The sequence below is a fragment of the Paraburkholderia sp. LEh10 genome (genome assembly GCF_017814945.1).
Taxonomy (GTDB): Bacteria; Pseudomonadota; Gammaproteobacteria; order Burkholderiales; family Burkholderiaceae; genus Paraburkholderia.
Window position 1 is genome coordinate 54,653 of record NZ_JAGIPX010000042.1, and the last position, 20,588, is coordinate 75,240.

A 20,588-nucleotide genomic window follows, 5' to 3' on the forward strand; every position below is an offset into this window, starting at 1 on the left:
CTTTACGCCGGCAGTATCGGAGGGTAATGTCATGCATAGCTACCGTCGAAATGTGCCAGCCAGGACAGCAGCGTGGTCTCGTTGCCCATTTTCAGTTCGCCTGTTATCTTGTCAAGCAGATGATTGCGCCGGTCGAAATATTCGCCCGCTCCGCGCAGGGTAGGCTTGAGTTGCAGTTCCTCAAGGAACCCGTCGGGCGCGTGTTTAAGATAGACCTCGAGGTTCGCGCGCAGGAGTCGTGCACTGCTGATCCTGCGTGCGCTGTGGACCACGTCGTTTCGCGCCTGATAGATACGCCGAATATGCCATTTGAGTCGTTCCGCGTGCCGGTTGAGGGTCTTCGATAACTCAACGGGACTGGACAGACTGCTGTTTGACGTTCGTCGTGCGCGAGTAACCCATTGCCTTGTTTGCAATGCTGGCGATGATTGAGTCGAACGTCTCGTTGGGTGTACCGCCAACGATGATAGGGCGATTGTCGGCGCTCCGGTACTGGTACGCGGCTGTCGCACCGAGCGAGCTCTTGCCCACGCCCCGGTCGCCGTGGATGAACACATTGCGCCCGGGTGCGCACAGCGCACGGTCAATCGCCTCGAGCTCGCGCTCACGGCCCTTTAGCATCTCGGGCGTACGCACTGGCTGCGCGGCTGAGAGCGCAACTTTGAGTTTTTCACGCAAACGGGCCTTGTCGTAGCCGGCAATTGTCATGAGGGGCGCCCTGTCTCAGTATGATGATTTGCATCGTACCGCATACTGAAATGCCCGCCGCTATAAAATGCGGACCTCGAGAAAATTGCGGCTTGGTGCGAGCAGCGAACGTATGCGACGAAGAATCTTTCGCGACTCAGCCTGCTTGGCGCACCTCGGACAAGAGCCATTTGCTCAACTTTGAAACCGCGTCGCCTGTTGGCACGTCGTCGCGAATGCAAAGGTAATAATCCAGGCCGATGTCGAGCGTCAGATCGAGCGGCGCGACCAGTACGCCGTCCGCCAGCTCTCGTTCAATGATCTTCGCGCGCATAAGTCCAAACCCGAGCTCCGCCCGTACCGCTGCCAGTGTCAATTGGCCGTCTTCGAGCAGCGGGCCCGTCAGTCGATCAGTTCGTACGCCCGCATGCGCGAACCACGCGGCCCATCGCGCTCGGTTCCCGTCATGCACTAAAGGCGCCTGAGCGATGTCGCGGGCATGACGGAACGGACCGTACCGTCGCGCGAAAGCCGGTGTGCATGCGGGCACCAGCACGCCGGAGAGCAAACGGGTGGCCTGGTACCCGGGCCAGCGTCCCGTGCCCATGCGAATCGATAGGTCTGTCGAATCGCTCGGGTAACTGCCGTGCATCGAATAGACGACGCTGATACCTATATCCCGATGCGCATCTGTAAAACGACCTATTCGCGGCAACAGCCAGTTGCTTCCAAAAATGCCGGTCACCCCGATAGTCAACTGGGTCAGCATTGACCGCTCCTGCGCTTGACGGGTAGCCGTCCGCAGAACGGTGAATGCACTGTGAATCGACCGGTAATAATCGCGACCCTCGTCGGTAAGGTATAGGGCGCGGCCCTTGCGCACAGTTAGCGCAGTCTGCACGTGGGTCTCTAGCACATGTAGCTGATGACTCACCGCCGACGGCGTGACATTTAGCTCGGCCGCAGCACCCGCGATCGAACCATGCTCGGCAAAGGCCTCGAAGGCCCGAATGGCGCGCAACGGCGGCTCCGTATCGTTCGATTCAAGTTCCATGGATTCAGTGTGCTGCAGCAGCACAGAAAGAGGTTCGCAATGAACTGATGACTGTGCGAGAAGCTGCGTCATAGATGAGGGTGGGCCCCTCGAGATCGGCTTTCAGGAGCAGGTCTCAAACCACTCCAAGCTGCTGCGGTAAAGAGCCGTGGTGGTGAGCGTTGGCAGAAAAGCGCGAGGACACTCGTGCAGGTGTGCATCCGAGAGACGAACGAAAGTGAACCCTCGAGGACGCGTCGTTAAGAACCAAGTGTCGTCGAAACCAGGGGCGTGAATCCCTCCTGGGATGAGTCCGTTCGGGTGCCTGATGACTGAACGGATGACGACCGGCGTAGAGGGGGCGTGAAGCGGATGCAGGCTATGACGCGGAACTGCAGGAACCAGTCGCTTCGATGTCAAGGGAGAAGCCCAAGCGGCGACAACCGCAAGGCGAGAGTACCGATGCGAAGCACTGGGGCGGACCGATCCGTACGAGCGATGAAGGTCCGTAACGGGACCGGAGCAAAGGGATCGGGTCAGGCGGTCATGCGAGAACCACAACTGGCAACAGGAGGATGGTGATGCGCACGACCAGCAAGCCGTTCAATATCGGCAAGAAGTTAGTGTACGAAGCCTACAAGGCGGTCAAGGCCAATGGTGGTGCCGCCGGGGTGGATGGTCAGACGATCGAGCAATTCGAAGACGACCTGAAGGGCAACCTCTACAGGATCTGGAATCGGATGAGCTCGGGCAGCTACTTTCCTCCGCCGGTGCGCGCTGTCTCCATTCCCAAGAAGTCTGGAGGCCAGAGGACTTTAGGGGTGCCCACCGTAGCGGATCGCGTGGCACAGATGGTGGTCAAGCAGGTGATTGAGCCGGACCTGGATGCGGTCTTCCTGGCAGACTCCTATGGCTATCGGCCCGGGAAGTCAGCCCTCGACGCTGTCGGGATAACGCGCGAGCGTTGCTGGAAATACGACTGGATTCTTGAGTTCGATATCAAGGGCCTGTTCGACAACATCGACCACGAACTCTTGCTGCGGGCCGTGCGCAGACACGTGACGTGCCCATGGGCGTTGTTGTACATCGAGAGATGGCTGACGGCGCCGATGAGGGATGAGAAGGGTGTTCAGATCGAGCGAACCCGCGGTACCCCGCAAGGGGGTGTGGTCAGCCCGATCCTCGCGAACACCTTTCTTCATTACGCGTTTGATCTGTGGATGACGCGGACACATCCCGACCTCCCGTGGTGTCGGTATGCTGATGACGGGCTGGTGCACTGCCGTAGCGAGCATGAGGCGCAAGTCCTGAAGGACGAGCTTCAGGCCCGCCTGGCGGCGTGCGGCCTGGAAATGCATCCGACGAAAACCAAGATCGTCTACTGCAAAGACGGGAAGCGCCAGCTTACGTATCCGACTGTCAAGTTCGACTTCCTTGGGTACTGCTTTCGGCCCCGTCTGGTTCGTCGGCATCGGGACAACACTATGTTCTGCGGCTTCAACCCCGCAGTCAGTGTCTCGGCTCTGAAGGCCATGCGGTCCGCGATTCGGGACTTGAACCTTCGCAGGCAAACCCAGTTGTCGTTGCAAGATCTCGCCCGGCAGCTCAATCCGCTTCTTCGTGGGTGGATTGACTACTACGGGCGGTTCGCGCCATCGGCACTGGCCCCTCTGCTGCGCTACGTCAATCAGACGTTGCTGGCTTGGGCGATGCGCAAGTTCAAGCGCTTCAAGGCTCACAAGATTCGGGCGAGCCAGTTTCTTCAGCAGCTTGCTGCTGGGCGTCCGGACCTCTTCGTGCACTGGCGACGCGGTATGGTCGGTACGTTTGCCTGATCGGAGCGGTGTGAGTCGAGAGGCTCATGCACCGTTCTACGAGAGCCTGGGGGTGCGACTCCTCCGGGCTACTCTCCAAAAAAAATTCAACTGTTGATTTTGGCCTCAGTCCAGCGGCCTCGTTGATAGGTAATCTTAGCTCTGTAAACGAGCATCCGAGCAATTTTTCGGCGGCATCAATTGAATTCAATGCAACTGAGCGCGGGATGCAGCGAAGCTCGCCTTGAGCTGATCGTCGAGGCGGTGACGGCCGCGCCGCGGGAAGACAAGTCATCGCGCCGGTGCGTATTGGCACAAATTAGAATCTTTTGGAGGCACTTAATGATGGTCGCTCAGCCCCCTGCGGATACGCTGGTCCAGCTACGGTCAGCGGCGCAATCGCCCGGAACGTCGAGTCAAGGGGTCCGCCTCTGCGGGATCTCAAAGTTTTATGAGAATTTTCCCGCCCTCAAGAACGTCTCCATTGACATCGCCCCTGGGGAGTTTCTTACCCTCCTGGGACCCAGTGGATCAGGGAAGACGACCACGATGATGGCGATCGCCGGATTCACGGATGTGACGTCGGGGGAGGTGTACATCGAAGGGCGCCGTGTCGACATGTTGCCGCCGCATAAGCGCAATATCGGCGTTGTCTTTCAGCATCTCGCTCTGTTCCCACACCTGTCTGTCCAAGATAACCTCGCTTTTCCGCTGCGCATGCGGGGAGTGAAGGAAGCCGCGATTGCTGCGAAGGTCCACAGTGCGCTCGAACTTGTGCACCTCTCTGCATTCGCCGACCGCCTCCCGAATCAGTTAAGCGGCGGTCAGCAGCAACGTGTCGCGTTAGCACGCGCGATTATTTTCGATCCACCAGTTCTTCTTCTTGACGAGCCACTAAGCGCCCTTGATCGGAAGCTTCGAGAGAGCATGCAAAACGAACTGAAGAACCTGCAGCGAAAACTCGGCGTGACGACTGTAATGGTGACCCACGACCAGGAAGAGGCGCTGGCAGTGTCGGATCGCATTGCGGTAATGAACAACGGCGAAGTCGTGCAACTGGACACGCCGGAGATGCTTTACGAAAAACCCAACTCTCTGTTTGTCGCGGACTTCATTGGCCATTCCACGAAGCTGGAAGGCGTCGTCACATCGCTTACGCAAACAGGATGTCGTGTCAGGACGAAGGGGGGCATGGAATTGTCGGGGCAACCTACAGATGCACCGGTCGGTTCCGCCGTTTCGGTCGTTATCCGCCCGGAGAGGTTCGCTTTCGACGCCGCAGCCCGTGACGACAATCATGCGTTTGGCCAGATTGTCGAGTCTACCTATGCAGGCGATGCCGTCACCTACGGCATCAAGACCGAGAGTTCAGAAACGCTCATGGTGAAGCTGAACAATCTAAAAAACACGCGACATCCGGTTATGGGCGATCGCACTCAAGTTTCGTGGAAAGTGACGGACACCATGGTGTTCGCGACCAACCGCTAATAAAAGCAGACCGCCGCGGTCAGGCGTTCAAATGGAGACTCGAAAATGAATCGACGTGAATTTATAGCGGGATGTGCGGTCGCGCCGCTGGCAGTGGGCCTTGGTAGTAGCCAGGCTTTTGCAAAGGACGCTGGCACCGTCACTGTCGCCTCATGGGGCGGCACGTTCCAGGACGCCCAGCGCGAAGCCTTATTCAAGCCCTTCGAAAAGCAAACCGGGATCAAAGTGATCGAGGCGACGGGCCCGAGCCTGGCTAAGGTCCGTGCAATGGTGATGAGCGGATCTGTTGACTGGGACGTAATTGAGGCGGTGCCCGGTGACATGCTCACGATGTCGGAGTCGAATCTGCTGGAGAAGATCGACTACAGCGCACTGAACAAAGAAGTGATGAGCGAGCTTCTTCCGGGCTCCATGCACCCGTACGGTGTAGCGACGATCAGCTACTCCTATGTCATCGCGTATAGCACGAAGAAATTCACCAAGGAGCATCACCCACGTTCCTGGGCAGAGGTTTGGGATGCAAAGACCTTCCCAGGTTCACGCATCCTCCCCGCAGGCAGCTACGTCGTCCGTCCGAACGAACTTGCGCTTCTCGCCGACGGCGTGTCTCCCGACAAACTCTACCCGCTCGATCTTGAACGGTCGTATCGCAGCCTGTCGAGAATTCGGCCCTCGGTGCTGAAGTGGGCGACCAGTGGCACTATGGTCCCTCAATCGCTCGTCAGCGGCGAAGCCGATATCGGCTTCGCATCACAGGGCAGAATCGTGCAACTGAAGGAGCAGGGTGCGCCAGTTGACTACGACTTCAATCAGGGTGAACTGACCGCGGACTACTGGACGATCCCGAAGGGCGCAAAGAACCGCGAGAACGCGCTCAAGTTCATCGAATTCGCTTCTCGAGCAGAGCCGCTAGCAGCACTCTGTCGCGCGGTCCCCTATGGGCCACCCAATCGACGCTCACTCGACTTGCTGCCGGCTGAGATCGCTCGCCAGCTTCCCACCCATCCCGACAATTTGAAGCTGCAATTCAAGCTCAACGCGGAGTGGTGGGCCCAACGAAGCCAAGGCAGGACCAATCTTGAGCGCAACACCGACATGTGGAACAACTGGATTCGCCAGTAATCCGCAGAGAACCGCAATTCCATAGGATCTGAAAGACATGTCGAGTTCCATCTCAGAAAAGGGCGTTTCGCAACCAACCATGCGGCTGTCGCCCAGCTGGCTTTTGGTGCCCGCAATTCTCGTTCTTGGCGTTGTTTACGGGTGGCCCCTCGTCCGGCTCCTCCGAATCAGCTTTGGACAGAACGATTGGACGATGGTGCACTACGTCCGGGTGCTCTCCGACAGCTACAACGTGCTCGTGCTCTTTGAGACGTTTCGACTGTCTTTCTTCGTCGCACTGATCTGTCTTTTGGTCGGCTACCCGATCGCTTACCTGATTTCTAGACTCAGCAAGCGTTGGAGCGTGATCGTCACTGCGCTTGTAGTTCTGCCACTGTGGACAAGCACACTTATCCGAAGCTTTGCGTGGATGGTTCTGCTCGGCCGTCATGGGGTAATCAATGACCTGTATCTCAACAGTGGACTCGGATCAACGCCCCTGAGCATCCTATACAACAGGTTTGCCGTCTATGTCGGAACGGTGCACATCATGTTGCCGCTGATGGTGTTCCCGTTGCTGTCGGCGATGAAGAAGGTCGACTGGCGACTCATCGATGCGGCGAAAAGCATGGGGGCAAGGCCCGCTGCTGCGTTTCTTTTGATTTTCGTCCCGCTGACAAAATCAGGCATGATCGCCGGCTTTCTACTGGTCTTCATCTTGACGCTGGGATTCTTCGTGACACCCGCATTGTTGGGTGGGCCGCACGATGTGACGTTCGTCATGTTGATCGAGCGCGCCGTGAATGAGCTTTCTGACTGGGAGGCTGCGTCGGCAATGTGCGTGATTCTCCTGCTCGCGACCTTCCTTCTTTATGGTCTGTACCGCCTCGTCGCGATGGTGAGTGCGAGGAGATATCGTAACGTTGGCCGCTCCCGATCGAACCTGCTGCGCGTCGCGACCCAGATCATGGGCCGTCTTCCCATCGCGTCGGCCTCTAACTGGCCTGCTAAGGCTCGGAAGCTGTCGAACCGGCCGGGAGCGGCTGCATGGATCACCGGAATTCTCATTGTCACGTTCCTCGTGCTTCCCATACTCATCATCCTCCCCATCAGCTTTTCGGCCTCGCCCTACCTCGACTTCCCACCGCCTAGCCTATCGCTACGATGGTACGAGAACTATTTCACACGTGCCGATTGGATCAAGCCAACGTTGACGAGCCTTCAAGTGGCTATCGCGGTGGCAGTAATCTCCACGCTGATTGGGAGCTTGGCCGCGATCGCGCTTGTGCGGGGTAAGTTCGCGGGAAAGGCTGTCATCACTGCCTTCCTTGTCTCGCCCTCAGTTGTTCCTACGTTGATAACCGCTGTCGCGATTTATTTTCAATTTGCGAAGTTGGGGCTTGTCGGGACGTTGACCGGACTTACGTTGGCGCACACCGTAATCGCCGTACCGATCGTCCTCATCCTTGTGATGGCGTCGCTCAAAAGCGTTGACACTCGACCCGAGGTTGCAGCTCAAAGCCTCGGCGCCCACCCCATCGTCGCGTTCACCAAAGTCACGCTTCCTGCTATTCGGCCAGGCATCATATCGGCCTCGCTGTTCGCGTTCCTTACGTCGTTCGACGACATCATCATCGCGCTTTTCGTGAGCAGCGATTCGGCGAAGACCTTGCCGATGCGTATGTGGGAAGGTATCCGCTTCGACCTTGATCCGACTATGGCAGCGGCTTCGTCCGCAATCATCATCTTGTCCATCGTTTTGCTTGCAATTGCGCGACGCGTCGCCCCGGGCGCTGGAGAGAAGGCAGGCTAGAGCACCCATCAATACCTTCAACCTACCTAGTTAAAGTGATCCAATGCCACGTAATCTAATCTTCAGCGAAAGTGAATATCGGCAACGAGTGACGAATGTACAGGCGGACATGCGCGAGAAGGAACTAGACGCACTGATCGCCCTGGAGCCTGAGTCGGTCGCCTATCTGACGGGATATCTCTCGCCTCGGGGGTACAACGGGTTTCATTGCGCTGTGGTGCCGGCGGAGGGCGAGCCTGTCATCGTCTATCGACGCGCGGAGATGTACCATTTTGAGAGAAGTTGCGCGTTCGAGAAAAGCTTTCGCTGGTCTGATGGCGACAACACAGAGCAGTTGGTGGCGAAGGCGGTCGCATCGGTTTTAGGCAACAAAAGGCGCTTGGGCGTGGAGATGTTCTCTTGGCAACTCAATGCTTCTCGGTTTAAGGCGCTCAAGGCCGTGCTGCCGGTAGATCTTCAAATCGAGGACGTAGGCAACTTGGTTCGTCGTCGCCGCATCATCAAGTCCACGGCGGAGCTGAACTATATGCGACAAGCCGGTCGCGCTGCTGAGGCAGCAATGGACGCCGCGCGCGGTGTCGCACGCGTCGGTGCGAGCGAACGAGAAATTGGCGCCGCGGTAGCAGCAGCGATGGTTCGCGCTGGAAGTGATCGTGCTGAGCCTGGCCCGATTGCCTCCGGCGAAGCGGCACATTCGATCCATTGCGTGTTCACCGATCGTATCTTGGAGCGCGGTGACACGGTGCAACTGGAAATGTGTCCGCATGTACAGAATTATCACGCACGATTCTTCCGGCCCCTGAAGGTGGGCGAGGCGTCACGTGATGAGATCGACTTCGCGCGGCGGTTGTTCGAAATCCAGGATGAGGCGCTTGCGCAAGTTCGGCCGAACGCATCTGTACGGGCGGCCGACGCTATTTATCGGCGAGGCGCAGAGGCTACGGGAAAGGTGAGCGAGTACCACTACAAGACGTTCTATTCGGTGGGACTGATGCTGTACCCCAACGGCGCAGAGTATCTTGAGGCGGCTCCCGGGTCGGACTGGTGTTTCGAACCGGGTATGACGTTTCACACCTACCTGTTCGTCGATGGTTTTGGCGTGAGCGAAACGATTGCCGTCACCGACAACGGCTATGAGGCGATCACACGCTACCCACGCGAATTGCTCATCTCGTGAACTCGAAATTGCTTTTTTCGATACATATTGGTCAGGAGAAGAAAATGTCAGCAACGTTTCCGCTAGTTGGGGTGTCCGCGTGCTACCAGACGATCGAGGGATTCCCATCCCATACCGTTCATGATAAGTACGTCGACGCCGTGGCCAACGGTGCTGCAGCAGTCCCAGTCATTCTGCCTGCGTTAGGCGAGTCTTTGGCTGAACGGGTAATCGAATCCCTCGACGGTATCCTCTTGACGGGCAGCGCATCGAACCTCGAAGCGTCGCTATACGACAGTACCACCGTTTCGGACGGGCCGTTTGATCCGCGGCGCGACGCAACGAGCCTCCGGCTGGTCGCCCTTGCAATTCAACGGGATATTCCGCTGCTAGCAATCTGCCGAGGTATGCAGGAGCTCAACGTGGCTTTAGGCGGCACACTTCAGACTCAAATGGATAAGCATCCAGACTTCGCCATGCACGTTGCAGCAGACTCAGAGGATCTTGCCGTGCGCTATGGCGCCCGACATGAGATCCACTTTACAACCGGGGGGCTTTTCACCAAGATCGTCGGTCGAACGTCGGCACGTGTGAATTCGCTTCACACTCAGCGTATCAGGGATCTCGCGGACGATCTCGAAATTGAAGCAAAGGCGGAGGACGGTGTGATCGAAGCAGTGCGACTGCCGCAAGCCACGTTTGTTGTGGGCGTTCAATGGCACCCTGAATGGGAGTTTCAACGAGATGACGTATCGTCGCCTCTTCTCAAAGCATTCGGGGACGCTGTGCGAAGTCGCTGTCGAGCACGAGCCGCACGCTGAGAACGCGGGCACGATCCGCGGCCGCGGGGCCGCCCTCGAACAGCATGACGGACGGTCCCTTTAGAGGGCTTTTTGGTAGAACGCAAAATGACAGAGAAAGTTTTAGGAATTCTTGAGCTGGAAAACAAGCCCATGATGCATCCGGGCGCGCTCAGTGCGCCTGGCACGTTCGGCTTCCCGGTCAAGCGCCTGACAGTGCCAGGGGCAACCACGAACTCGGTCGTGGGATCTTCGAGCGCGAGTGTCAAAGAGGCGTACATCGCTTGCGCAAAGCAGCTTGAGAACGAAGGTGTGTCGGCGATCATCGCAAACTGTGGATTCAGCGCTCCCTTTCAGAACGACGTCGCAGCCGCCATCAAGGTTCCGCTCGCGCTCTCAAGTCTCGTGCTGGTGCCACTCCTTGCTCGAACGCTACCGGCCGGAAAGGTGGTGGGGATTCTGACCTATGATTCCACGAAGCTGGAAGAGCGACATTTCGCTGGTGCAGGCTGGTCAACGCGTGACATAAGTGTTGCTGTCGGCGGAATTGAAGGTTCGGAGACATGGCGTGAACTCGCTGAGCCAAATCCGGTGATCTCCCCGGAAGTGGTGACTGGCGATATCGTTTCAGCCGTGGAGTCTCTGATGAAGGCCAATCCGGCGATCGGAGCAATCGTATTGGAGTGCGCAGGCTTCCCGCTGGCCGCAAATGCCGTGCGAGAGGCGACCGGTCTTCCCGTCGCTGATTATGTTAGCTTGGGACGGTTAATGATCGAGATGAGTCCGTGCTTGTAGCAAGCCGAGGCGGTGACTTCCGAACGCCGATCCGAAGCCAGCGCCCGGTGCTCGTGGTCGCTGGCTTTCGGTAGCGGACGCGGTTATTCACGTTCCATGCTTCAATCAAATCGTGCCGGAATTCGAGCTAACTTCGCCTGGCCCGTACCGGCATGGAAAGGTGCGGGCTCGCCGCGTATCGCTATCCGTCGAGAAAAAAAAGCCATCAGTGTCCGGGTGTCCGGCGGGTCGGGACGCCATCAAGACGGCGTCCGAATCTCCCGGGCGGGTTTCGATAGCAGCTAGAGTTTTTCACTATCTGTGTCAGCAGTTTTTCACTTACCAGGCACAGTTTTCACTTTCACTGTCACCCGACAGGCCGACGGCCCGTGCAACAAGGCGGGCCCGCGAAGGGCACGTCTATCGCGCCACCGCGAAGTGTCGGCCCAGCCGAATACACGGCAGCTTTCGGGTGTCGTAAAGCGTGTAAACGGAGGTCGCAACGACAACACTAAGATTCTGTTGCGAAATAAAATTCCCGATGGTTGATGCCATTACGCCTATGCGGGGCAAGCGAGGGCGTCCGCTGCCGAAGCCAAAACTGGTAAAGACCGAGGCCCACAGGTCTAAGTCTCGTCAGCAACGTCGGAGTGAGTGAGGCATCACGCCGATGCTTGCCAAGATCGGTACTTGCGATCACGCTCGGGACACAGTTATTCGCTTGTCCACCCACTTGCGTCAAACGTCGGAAACGCATCGCGCGCTACGAGGCATGAGATGTATGCCAGCCAGCATGCAGCGCACCGAGCCGCCGGCGAGTTCGATCGTCGGGACGTCGAGCGGGACTAACCGCGCCGACCGCTCGATCGTCGCGCGCTGGTCATGCGTTAGGCAATCCAGCGCCCGGCGGGACAGCGCGAGCACCCGCCCGGTCTTGTTGGACAATTCCAATGTATTGCCTGCGAAGTTATCGATCTGCGATTGATCGAGCGCGATCAGCGTGCGTCCCGTTTCGGTCAGGCGACGCGCGATCTCTTCGCGGCGGTGGCGATCTGCTATCAGGTCGAGGCAAATCATCACAAACTCGGTCGCGATACTCATCATCACGTTGGTGTGGTAGATCGGCCGGCCCTCTGCGTCGGCCGTGTCGAAGCAGATCGGCTCGAAATTAAAGTGCGTGCAGAAGCGTTCGAGTGCAACCGGGTCGGCGCGGCGCGATCGCGCGGTGTATGCGATCCGCGCCACATGGTCGAGCACCATTGCACCGGTTCCTTCGAGGAACAGTTCGTCGTATTCGAGTCCCGAATAGTCGATCACGTCCTGCACCCGGTACTTGGCCTTTAGCATCTCGATGACGTCGGAACGCCGCTCGCGGCGGCGGTTCGCGCAGTGCATCGGATACAGTGCGATATGTCCGCCGGGATGCGTCGAGAACCAGTTGTTCGGAAACACGGAGTCGGGCGTGTCGAAATCGCCGTGGTCGTCGAACATGTGCACGCGCACGCCGGCATCAGCGAGAGCCTGAGCAGCAGTCGTGACCTCGTCACGTGCGGCGGAGGATACGGAGGCCGGCCGGCTCGCGTCGTCGTCGGACGCGTGCTGAAATGCGTTGTCGGCCGCGGTCTGCGGATTCGGCAGGAAGCAGTGAGGCCGGATCATCACGACGGAAGACGGCGCCTGAATTGATACTGTAATCATGAAGAGCTGAGCAGTAGGCAAATTACCGGGCGGCGGGAACCGCCCGAGCTGGACGGTCAGCGCGCGAACGCGTTGACGGCTTCCGTCACGACCTCCACGTGACCCTGCGCGATCGCGGTCGGATCGTCGATCAGCGCGAACAGATTCTTCGGATCGACCGCTGGCGGAATCAGCGCGATCTGGACACCCGCGTTGTGATGCTGTGCGAGTGCGTACAGATAGCGCAGCGCCGAGTAATCCTCTAGCGCGAAGCCGACGGAGTCGAACACCGTGACTTCGTCCGCGCGCTCGCGGCCGATCGTCTCGCCCTGCAGCACGCGCCACAGTTCGGTCACCGGGAAGTCGGCCGGCATCTGCTGGATTTCACCCTCGATGCGCGACTGCTGCTCGAATTCGACGAACACGCGGCCCGCGTATAGAACGTCCGCCTCAAGCTCGGTCTTGCCCGGGCAATCGCCGCCGACTGCGTTCAGGTGCATGCCGGGCTCGATCATGTCGGCCGTGATGATCGTCGCGTACGCCTTGTCTGCGGTGACAGTCGTCACGATGTCGGCGCCACGCACTGCGTCGGCGGTCGACGCGGCGCGCACAACGCGCAAGCCCGGATACGCAGCGAGGTTCTGCACAAGCTTTTCGGTCGCGTCCGGGTCGACGTCGAACGCGCGGATCTCCTCGATGCCGAGCAGCGTGTGGAACGCGATCGCCTGGAATTCGCTCTGCGCGCCGTTGCCGATCAGCGCCATCGCGCGCGAGTCGGGGCGGGCGAGCGCCTGCGCGGCCAGCACCGACGTCGCGGCCGTGCGAAGCGCCGTCGTCAGCGTAAGTTCAGAGAGCAGCAACGGATAGCCGGTGTCCACTTCGGCGAGCGCGCCAAACGCCATCACCGTGTGCATCCCGCGCGCGGCGTTGACGGGATGGCCGTTCACGTACTTGAACGCGAACAACGACGCGTTCGCAACGGGCATCAGCTCGATCACGCCGTCGCGCGAGTGGCACGCGACGCGCGGCGACTTGTCAAAATTGGCCCAGTTCAGGTAGTCGGCGCGCAGTGTGTCGACGAGTTCATGAAGAAACGGCGTGACGCCAGTCCTTGCTATCAGTCGCGCAGTGGCAGGAACATCGAGAAAACGTGTCATTGGTGTATCTCCGGTAGTGAGCGCGGCGAAAACCCCCGCTCGATGGAGACATTGTTGCAAGGAGGGCGCCCAGCAGATAGATGACAAAACCGTCAAATTTCTCGATAAGCTATCCAAAATGCTCAATCCGATTCGGCAACGTGATCGGTTGGCGCTGGTCGAACATGGCCAGACGCGACATGCTCGCGGCTGGACGACATCTAACAGGAGCGACAGGTCCGATGGTTACTCTTGACGACGTGGATCGTCAGCTAATTGCGCTGCTGCGCGACAACGCCCGGCTGTCGGTCGTCGCGCTCGCGAAGACTTTGCGGATCGCGCGGGCGACAGTGCAGAACCGGATTACTCGACTCGAGAAACAAGGTGTGATCATCGGCTATACCGTTCGGTTGAAGCCTGCGGTCGAACGACACCGCATCCGCGCGCTGATGTCAATCGCGGTTGAGGGCAACCGTGGCGCCGAGGTCGTGAAAGTTCTTCGCGGACATCCGAACGTGGCGTCGATCCATAGCACCAACGGTAGATGGGATCTCGTCGTCGAACTGCAGGCAGATTCGCTAGAGAACTTTGATCGCGTGCTCGGCGCAATTCGTCTAGTCGACGGAATCGCGAACTCCGAGACGAGCATTCTCTTGTCGACGCATAAGGTTTAAACGCCTGATGACTTCGTAATGGCTCACAAGGAAAGGGTTTTCGTGATTTACCACCGATGCCGTTCCCTCTCTCCTCATGCCAACCCGTACCTATGCCCCAGCACCGGCAGCGTTTGAAGGGGGCGGGAGTCTGCGGGGTAAGGCGCTTCGTCAGTCGTATGCGTAGACCTGTCTCCCTGCGCATTGGGATCTCTGATGGCCAGTTCAGACTATCAAGCCGAACTCTACAGCTTGGGTATACCAATTCCTTATAGACGCCAAATTTTTCCGCATTGGACGCCACGCCAAGTTGCCGAGCATGATGAGCTTGCCACCCCGTACGTCTTCAGATGGCTGGGGCTTGGGTGCAGGAAGACTCCCATTGGTGCGCCACTTCCGGAATCGATCGGGTTGGGGTCATCGTAGGAAGTCTGCCCAGCGGCAATCACGGCGACTGCGCGTCGCCGCGCAAATTTTTTCCCGCTTATGGGGGCCAGTGAGGAGATCCAAAATGAAGGTGACTACGACTTTGCTTCTTGCGCTCGTCGCAACCAGTTTTTCGACGAGCGCGTCTGCGCAAGACCCTAAAGTGCTCCGCTTCGGCGTAGACAGTTCGTATCCGCCCTTTGAGTCCAAGTCTCCAGATGGACGACTGGTCGGGTTTGACATAGACCTCGGAAATGAGATCTGCGCGAGGATGAAAGTCAAGTGCGTCTGGGTTGAAAATTCTTTTGATGGGATCATCGCCGCACTTCAGGCGAGGAAGTTCGATGCTATCAACTCTTCGCTCTCAAAGAACGCACAGCGCGCCGCAATCATCGATTTCAGCGACAAGTTATATGCGCCAATCGAGAAACTGGTCGTCAAAGGTGGCTCCGGTCTAGCGGCGACAGTGGAGTCTCTCAAAGGAAAGCGCGTTGGCTTGCTTCAGGGGAGTACACAGGAAACCTATGCGAGAAAGTACTGGGGCGCACACGGTGTCGACATCGTTTCGTATCAGACGCAGGACCAGGCATGGGCGGACCTGGTGAGCGGTCGCCTTGACGCGGTGTTTGCATTTGCCCCGCAGGCCGAGGGTGGCTTTCTGAAGACGCCCCAAGGTCGCGACTATGGTTTTGCTGGCGGGCCCGAAATCAGGGATGCCGCGATATTTGGTAACGGCGTATGCATCGGCGTCCGAAAGGGCGATACGGTCCTTCTTAGTGCGATCAATAACGCGATCGACGCCATACGTAAGGACGGCACGTATGACAGGCTCGCCAAAAAGTACTTCACATATGATGTGTACGGCGCGTGACTTCTTGGCGCACCCCCGAACATGCACACTGTATTTGAATGCGTCAATGCCGTGATTCGCGAAACAAGTAGTCGCGGGTTGTCGCCGTTCCCGGGGATAGCCGTGGGCGCCTATTCCTAGCGCCTGGCCGGCCACGGCGCCAAGGCCGGGAACTACGTTGAAGACGCCTGGTGGGATGCCGGCTTCCGCGGCAAGCGCTGCCAGGCGCAAGGCGCTCAGCGACGACTGCTCGGCCGGCTTGAGCACCACGCTATTTCCCACGGAAAGTGCCGGCGCTACCTTCCATGCCGACATCATCAGCGGGAAATTCCATGGCACGACAGCCGCGACAACACCCAGAGGTTCGCGCGTGATCGTGGCGAGTGCGCCTTCGCCAGTGGGCGCTATCTCATCATAGTGTTTATCCACGGCTTCGCCATACCAGGCGTAGCAGCGTGCTGTCTCGGGTACATCAAATAGCAGAGCGTCACGTACGGGCTTACCCATGTCGAGCGCCTCGATAAGCGCCAGCTCCTCGGCATGCCGTTCAACCAGCGCCGCCAGATGTTGCAGCCGCCGCTTGCGCTCACGCGGCGTCAAGCCCGACCAGACGCGAGTCTCGAAGGCACGGCGCGCCGCATTCACTGCGCGATCGACATCATACTGGCCACAGGCCGCGACGTCGGCCAGCTTGCGCCCATCGATAGGACTGATGCAGGGGAATGTGGCGCCGTCGGCAGCAGGTGTGTAACGGCCGTCGATGTACGCCAGGCCGTCGAAGCACATCGTGTCGGCCTTGGCTTGCCAGTAGGCGAGGTCGTGAAGTTCCATGGGATCTGCGCGTTTAGAAAATGGTTAGCTGGCGACGCCGGCGCGCGCGAGCATGGCGTCGAGTAGCACGTTGCAGCCGGCTTCAAGGTGCTCCGGTTGCGCCTCCTCGATCTCGTTGTGGCTGACGCCGTCCTTGCATGGCACGAAAATCATGGCGGTGGGATGGACCATCGCCATGTGTACGGCGTCATGTCCCGCACCGGTGACAATGTCCATCGCTGGCAGGCCGCGGCGCATCGCGCTTTCGCGTACGATGCCTACGAGTTCAGTGGCAAAGGGCGTGGGGCGGTTGTACTGCGCCAGCCGTAGGTCGAGATCGACTCCGTGGCGCTTCGCGATCGCGGAGAAGGATTCGCGGAGGTGCTGGTCCATGGCGTCCAGTGTTACGGCATCGATGTGGCGCAGATCGACCGTGAAGTCCACGCGGCCGGGCACAACGTTGCGCGAAGAAGGATGGACGTTAAGTACCCCCACGGTGCCGCGACCGTCTGGTAGATTGTCGTTCGCAATACGAATCACCGTTTGCACAATTTCACTGGCAGCCAACAGGGCATCTTTGCGCACCGTCATCGGCGTGGGGCCGGCGTGCATTTCCATACCGGTGACGGTGACGTCATACCAGCGTACGCCCAGCGAACCAGTCACGATGCCGATCACTTTGTGCTCGGCTTCAAGTACTGGTCCCTGCTCAATGTGTGCCTCGAAGTACGCGCCAACCGGACGCGCTCCAACAGGAAAGGTGCCGTCGTAGCCGATGGCGGCCAGTTCATCGCGCACGCTCAGGCCGGCACTATCGCGAGCCTCAAGCGCCGTACCTAACGTGAAGCGCCCGGTGAACACGCCTGAGCCCATCATCACAGGCAGGAAGCGCGAGCCCTCCTCATTGGTCCAGATGACGAGTTCAATGGGAGCTTCGGTCTGAATACCCTGCTCCTTAAGGGCGCGTAACACTTCCAGCCCCGCCATTACACCGTAGCAGCCATCGAACTTGCCGCCGGTGGGTTGTGTATCGATGTGGCTACCGGTCATCACCGGCGGCAGGGCGTTGTTTCGACCGGCTCGACGGCCAAAAATATTGCCGATTTGGTCGACATGGACTTCGAGCCCGGCTTCCCTCATCCAGCGAACAACCAGGTCGCGTCCCTCGCCATCAAGCGCGGTCAGTGCCAACCGGGCATTGCCACCTTTCGGCGTAGCTCCGATGCGGGCGAGATCCATCAATGATTGCCACAGGCGTGTGCCGTTGACTGTGAGGCCCTGAGTCGTATGCGGTGTGCTCATGGTCTGTGTGCTTATGCGTCAATGTGAGAGGTGGCGGCCTTCTGTCGTGCGTATGCGGCGTCGCGGATGCCGGAGAGGGTTTCGCCGGGTGCGATTGCGTCGGCGTCGTAGCGCAGTTCGATGAGGGCCGGGAGCTTTTCTCTCTCAGCGAACGAGCAGGCTCGTGCCAGCGCTGCAGAGAAGTCTTCGGTGCGTTCGACCACTTCGCCGTGACCGCCATAGCTCCGCACAAGGGCAGCAAAGTTGGGATTGGTGAAGGACAGCGCGATGTCACGGCCTGGGAATTCGCGTTCCTGGTGAGAGCGGATCGTCCCCCAGATGCCGTTGTTGAAAACCAGCACAACGATGCCCACTCGGTACTGTAGTGCCACGCCCAGCTCCTGCAGGTTCATCTGAAAGCAGCCGTCGCCGGCATAGCACACCACGGTGCGCTCCGGGTTTTCGAGCTTGGCTGAGATCGCTGCAGGCAAACCGTAGCCCATGGAGCCTACGGTCGGAGTGAGGCTGGTCCCGGGGCCAGCGTATTCACGATACCGGTGCGGATACAGCGCGTAGTTGCCAGCGCCGACGGTGATGCAGGCATCGTGTGGCAATTGTTTGGCGGCGATGGAAGCAACCTCGTCGAGAGAAAGCGGTTCTTTCGCGGGCAGCGGTTTCAGGCTTGCCATGTAATCTGCGCGTGCCGACCGGACCCAGTCCATGCGCTCCAGTGGTTGCCTTGGTGAGAGTGGAACCAACGCGTTCGCGAAACTTGCGACGTCTGCAACGATGGCCTGTGTTGGTAAAAAGACGCGACCAAGCTCGCTGGCGTCCGGATAGACGTGAATGAGCTTTTGCTTCGGCATCGGGCTTTCGATGACGGTGTAACCGTCGGTAGTCGCTTCACCGAGGCGGGTACCAACTGCCAGGATGACGTCGGCGTCGAGCAGGCGTTGGCGCAGCTCGGGCGTCATCGCCCAGCCAACGTGACCTGCCGCATTCGCGCTCCGTTGGTCGAAGCATTCCAGGCGACGCCACGCCGTACCAACCGGCAACTGGAAGCGTACTGCGAAGTCTTCTAGATGGCTGATTGCCTCGCGGGTCCAGCCTGTACCGCCTACGATCATGAACGGACGCTCGGCCTCTTCCAGCAGTGCGACCATCCGCTGCAAGTCTTCGGCACCTGGATGGCTGTACGTGCGGGTGTACCGGGGCAGGCCAGCGACCTCAGCCGTGCCCCACAACGTGTCTTCCGGCAGAGCCAGCACTACAGGGCCGGGGCGGCCACTGGTTGCAACCGAGAAGGCGCGCGCGATGTACTCGGGGATACGATCGGTCCGGTCGATCTGTGCCACCCATTTGGCCATCTGGCCAAACATGCGACGGTAGTCGATCTCCTGAAAGGCCTCACGTTCATAGAAGTCGTTGCCGACCTGCCCGATGAACAGGATCATCGGTGTGGAATCCTGGAACGCTGTGTGTACACCAATGCTTGCGTTGGTCGCACCCGGGCCGCGAGTCACGAAACAGATGCCCGGCTCGCCGGTCAGCTTGCCAAGGGATTCGGCCATGTACGCAGCGCCGCTTTCCTGGCGGCAGGCAATGGGTTCGATAACACCTCTATGTTCATTGAGCGCGTCAATACACGGCAGGTAGCTTTCGCCCGGTACGAGGAATATGCGACGGGTACCGTGGATGCGCAATTGCTGCATCAGGATCTGGCCACCGTTGCGGCGCGAGAGCGGGGCGGGGTTGGAAATCGAAGTCAAGTGCATTCTCCGTGGTCTGTCTGGTCCGCATTTAGAAGCCTTAACAAAATGATGAATGGGACTGTTAACTTCCGGGCTTTCCTGTTAACCTGATCGTTGTTTCGACGGCGAAAAGGACATGGCCAGACCCATACTGGACGACGATCTGTGGGCACTCATCGAACCGTTACTACCACCGCCTAAACCTCGGCGGTCGCGCTATCCTGGGCGCAAGCCACTCGACAATCGCGCGGTGTTGACGGGCATCCTGTTCATTCTCCAAACCGGTCTGCGCTGGGACCTGCTACCACGCGAAATGGGCTGCGGCAGCGGTATGAGTTGCTGGCGCCGTCTGCGCGATTGGCAGGAAGCCGGTGTGTGGGACCAGCTGCACGAAGTCCTGCTCGCGAGATTACGCGAGGCTGACCGTATTGACTGGTCCCGTGTCGTCGTCGATTCCTCTTCGATCCGCGCGGTGGGTGCAGGTCAAAAACGGGACCGAATCCCACCGACCGCGCGCGACCTGGTTCAAAGCACCACCTCATTACCGAAGCGCAGGGCGTCCCGCTCGCGGTAATCCTCACTGGCGCCAACCGCCACGATGTCACGCAGCTTCACGCACTGGTTGACGCCATTCCACCCATTGCTGGCAAGCGCGGCCGGCCGCTTTCGAAGCCCCGCATCGTTCAGGGCGACCGGGGCTACGATCACGACAAATACCGCCGTCCACTACACGCAGCAGGCATTGCCACTGAGATCGCCCGACGTGGCGAGCCTCACGGCAGCGGGCTAGGCAAAACACGTTGGGTCGTCGAACGCACCATCTCATGGCTACACAACTTCCGGCGACTGCGCATCCGCTTCGAACGTCTTGCCTTTATCCACGAAGCCTTCATGAAAATCGCCTGCTGCATCATCTGTTGGCAAAAACTGCAGAATTCATTTTGTTAACGGCTGTTAGTCGGCCCCAGGTTCTGAATGATGCGCACCGCGCCCAATACGGCTTGCGCGCGACAGCGCGCCTTGCAGCTACGCGAGGACGTGCCACGGGGCGGTCGACAGGCAGTGTGAACCGTTCGAGGAAGGGAACCAGTACGTCGGCATTCTCGAGCGCGCCCTTCTACGCGCGTTCTTCAAGCCCCTGCGTTAAACGGCGATATCACGCGCCGCGCTCGGTCCATTGCGACCTGCATGGGGCTCTCATCTTCGATGCTAGGTTTCTCTGCAAACGCGCGCTATCGGAATGCTATTCCCGTGATTTCAACGTATCCGCACGAGAATCCCCGTTATTGAGCGAACGTCGCTGATGGCTGACGATTCTCCCATTGCGATGACGGGAGG

General features: G+C 59.1%; 17 protein-coding genes and 1 pseudogene. 10 read left to right on the top strand and 8 right to left on the bottom strand.

The window, feature by feature from the left end; genetic code table 11:
* Window positions 1-29: 29 nt before the first annotated feature.
* The 3 genes from J8I87_RS29025 to J8I87_RS29035 form a co-directional block, all read right to left on the bottom strand.
* Window positions 30-272: a hypothetical protein gene (locus tag J8I87_RS29025; RefSeq protein ID WP_209935559.1), complete on the bottom strand. Its 243-nt coding sequence runs from the start codon at window positions 270-272 to the stop codon at window positions 30-32.
* Window positions 273-348: 76 nt separating this feature from the next.
* The gene (locus tag J8I87_RS29030; protein WP_245254238.1) at window positions 349-708 is read right to left on the bottom strand and encodes an ATP-binding protein; all 360 of its coding nucleotides are present in this window, start codon (window positions 706-708) and stop codon (window positions 349-351) included.
* A 136-nt stretch (window positions 709-844) separates the two neighbouring features.
* Window positions 845-1,741, bottom strand: coding sequence for a LysR substrate-binding domain-containing protein (locus tag J8I87_RS29035; RefSeq protein ID WP_209935578.1), 897 nt, complete (start codon window positions 1,739-1,741; stop codon window positions 845-847).
* Between the two features lie 560 nt (window positions 1,742-2,301).
* On the opposite strand from J8I87_RS29035, the gene ltrA reads away from it, so the two are divergent.
* From ltrA to J8I87_RS29070, 7 genes are all read left to right on the top strand, one after another.
* A complete protein-coding gene (gene ltrA, locus J8I87_RS29040) occupies window positions 2,302-3,555 on the top strand; it encodes a group II intron reverse transcriptase/maturase (RefSeq protein ID WP_209935560.1) in 1,254 nt (417 codons plus the stop codon).
* Between the two features lie 321 nt (window positions 3,556-3,876).
* Window positions 3,877-5,022: an ABC transporter ATP-binding protein gene (locus J8I87_RS29045; protein ID WP_209935561.1), complete on the top strand. Its 1,146-nt coding sequence runs from the start codon at window positions 3,877-3,879 to the stop codon at window positions 5,020-5,022.
* Window positions 5,023-5,067: 45 nt separating this feature from the next.
* Window positions 5,068-6,144, top strand: coding sequence for an ABC transporter substrate-binding protein (locus tag J8I87_RS29050; RefSeq protein WP_209935562.1), 1,077 nt, complete (start codon window positions 5,068-5,070; stop codon window positions 6,142-6,144).
* Between the two features lie 37 nt (window positions 6,145-6,181).
* A complete protein-coding gene (locus J8I87_RS29055) occupies window positions 6,182-7,936 on the top strand; it encodes an ABC transporter permease subunit (protein ID WP_209935563.1) in 1,755 nt (584 codons plus the stop codon).
* Between the two features lie 43 nt (window positions 7,937-7,979).
* A complete protein-coding gene (locus J8I87_RS29060) occupies window positions 7,980-9,113 on the top strand; it encodes a Xaa-Pro peptidase family protein (RefSeq protein ID WP_209935565.1) in 1,134 nt (377 codons plus the stop codon).
* The gene (locus J8I87_RS29065) at window positions 9,110-9,913 is read left to right on the top strand and encodes a gamma-glutamyl-gamma-aminobutyrate hydrolase family protein (protein ID WP_313066573.1); all 804 of its coding nucleotides are present in this window, start codon (window positions 9,110-9,112) and stop codon (window positions 9,911-9,913) included. Before J8I87_RS29060 ends, J8I87_RS29065 begins: the two co-directional genes overlap by 4 nt.
* Before the next feature lie 87 nt (window positions 9,914-10,000).
* Complete coding sequence (locus J8I87_RS29070; protein ID WP_209935566.1) at window positions 10,001-10,687, top strand: aspartate/glutamate racemase family protein; 687 nt, start codon at window positions 10,001-10,003, stop codon at window positions 10,685-10,687.
* A 717-nt stretch (window positions 10,688-11,404) separates the two neighbouring features.
* On the opposite strand, the gene ctlX is transcribed toward J8I87_RS29070, so the two are convergent.
* Together ctlX and J8I87_RS29080 are read right to left on the bottom strand one after the other, a co-directional pair.
* On the bottom strand, window positions 11,405-12,364 hold the full coding sequence (ctlX, locus tag J8I87_RS29075; protein WP_209935567.1) for a citrulline utilization hydrolase CtlX: 960 nt from the start codon (window positions 12,362-12,364) through the stop codon (window positions 11,405-11,407).
* A 56-nt stretch (window positions 12,365-12,420) separates the two neighbouring features.
* Complete coding sequence (locus J8I87_RS29080) at window positions 12,421-13,500, bottom strand: ornithine cyclodeaminase (RefSeq protein ID WP_209935568.1); 1,080 nt, start codon at window positions 13,498-13,500, stop codon at window positions 12,421-12,423.
* A gap of 221 nt (window positions 13,501-13,721) precedes the next feature.
* Between J8I87_RS29080 and J8I87_RS29085 the strand changes: the two genes are divergently transcribed.
* Window positions 13,722-14,153, top strand: coding sequence for an Lrp/AsnC family transcriptional regulator (locus tag J8I87_RS29085; protein WP_015004655.1), 432 nt, complete (start codon window positions 13,722-13,724; stop codon window positions 14,151-14,153).
* A gap of 490 nt (window positions 14,154-14,643) precedes the next feature.
* Complete coding sequence (locus J8I87_RS29090; protein ID WP_209935580.1) at window positions 14,644-15,429, top strand: ABC transporter substrate-binding protein; 786 nt, start codon at window positions 14,644-14,646, stop codon at window positions 15,427-15,429.
* A gap of 111 nt (window positions 15,430-15,540) precedes the next feature.
* Here J8I87_RS29090 and J8I87_RS29095 read toward each other — a convergent pair.
* From J8I87_RS29095 to J8I87_RS29105, 3 genes and pseudogenes are all read right to left on the bottom strand, one after another.
* Window positions 15,541-16,239 (bottom strand): annotated as a pseudogene (locus J8I87_RS29095) (aldehyde dehydrogenase family protein); the annotation flags it as partial.
* A gap of 24 nt (window positions 16,240-16,263) precedes the next feature.
* Window positions 16,264-17,520, bottom strand: a complete 1,257-nt coding sequence (locus J8I87_RS29100) for a Zn-dependent hydrolase (protein WP_209935569.1) — start codon at window positions 17,518-17,520, stop codon at window positions 16,264-16,266.
* An 11-nt stretch (window positions 17,521-17,531) separates the two neighbouring features.
* Window positions 17,532-19,274 carry a thiamine pyrophosphate-binding protein gene (locus tag J8I87_RS29105; RefSeq protein ID WP_209935571.1) on the bottom strand — a complete coding sequence of 581 codons (1,743 nt, stop codon included), beginning with the start codon at window positions 19,272-19,274 and terminating at the stop codon, window positions 17,532-17,534.
* Between the two features lie 112 nt (window positions 19,275-19,386).
* Here J8I87_RS29105 and J8I87_RS29110 point away from each other — a divergent pair.
* A protein-coding gene (locus J8I87_RS29110; protein ID WP_209935572.1) for an IS5 family transposase occupies window positions 19,387-20,198 on the top strand; the annotation gives its coding sequence in 2 pieces (ribosomal slippage) (window positions 19,387-19,735 and window positions 19,735-20,198; 813 coding nt in all).
* Window positions 20,199-20,588: the final 390 nt, after the last annotated feature.

Coding starts and splice junctions, on each gene's coding strand:
- J8I87_RS29030 (WP_245254238.1), bottom strand. CDS start 708: ATGACAATTGCCGGCTACGACAAGGCCCGTTTGCGTGAAAAACTCAAA.
- J8I87_RS29035 (WP_209935578.1), bottom strand. CDS start 1,741: ATGGAACTTGAATCGAACGATACGGAGCCGCCGTTGCGCGCCATTCGG.
- ltrA (WP_209935560.1), top strand. CDS start 2,302: ATGCGCACGACCAGCAAGCCGTTCAATATCGGCAAGAAGTTAGTGTAC.
- J8I87_RS29045 (WP_209935561.1), top strand. CDS start 3,877: ATGATGGTCGCTCAGCCCCCTGCGGATACGCTGGTCCAGCTACGGTCA.
- J8I87_RS29050 (WP_209935562.1), top strand. CDS start 5,068: ATGAATCGACGTGAATTTATAGCGGGATGTGCGGTCGCGCCGCTGGCA.
- J8I87_RS29055 (WP_209935563.1), top strand. CDS start 6,182: ATGTCGAGTTCCATCTCAGAAAAGGGCGTTTCGCAACCAACCATGCGG.
- J8I87_RS29060 (WP_209935565.1), top strand. CDS start 7,980: ATGCCACGTAATCTAATCTTCAGCGAAAGTGAATATCGGCAACGAGTG.
- J8I87_RS29070 (WP_209935566.1), top strand. CDS start 10,001: ATGACAGAGAAAGTTTTAGGAATTCTTGAGCTGGAAAACAAGCCCATG.
- ctlX (WP_209935567.1), bottom strand. CDS start 12,364: ATGATTACAGTATCAATTCAGGCGCCGTCTTCCGTCGTGATGATCCGG.
- J8I87_RS29080 (WP_209935568.1), bottom strand. CDS start 13,500: ATGACACGTTTTCTCGATGTTCCTGCCACTGCGCGACTGATAGCAAGG.
- J8I87_RS29085 (WP_015004655.1), top strand. CDS start 13,722: ATGGTTACTCTTGACGACGTGGATCGTCAGCTAATTGCGCTGCTGCGC.
- J8I87_RS29090 (WP_209935580.1), top strand. CDS start 14,644: ATGAAGGTGACTACGACTTTGCTTCTTGCGCTCGTCGCAACCAGTTTT.
- J8I87_RS29100 (WP_209935569.1), bottom strand. CDS start 17,520: ATGAGCACACCGCATACGACTCAGGGCCTCACAGTCAACGGCACACGC.
- J8I87_RS29105 (WP_209935571.1), bottom strand. CDS start 19,274: ATGCACTTGACTTCGATTTCCAACCCCGCCCCGCTCTCGCGCCGCAAC.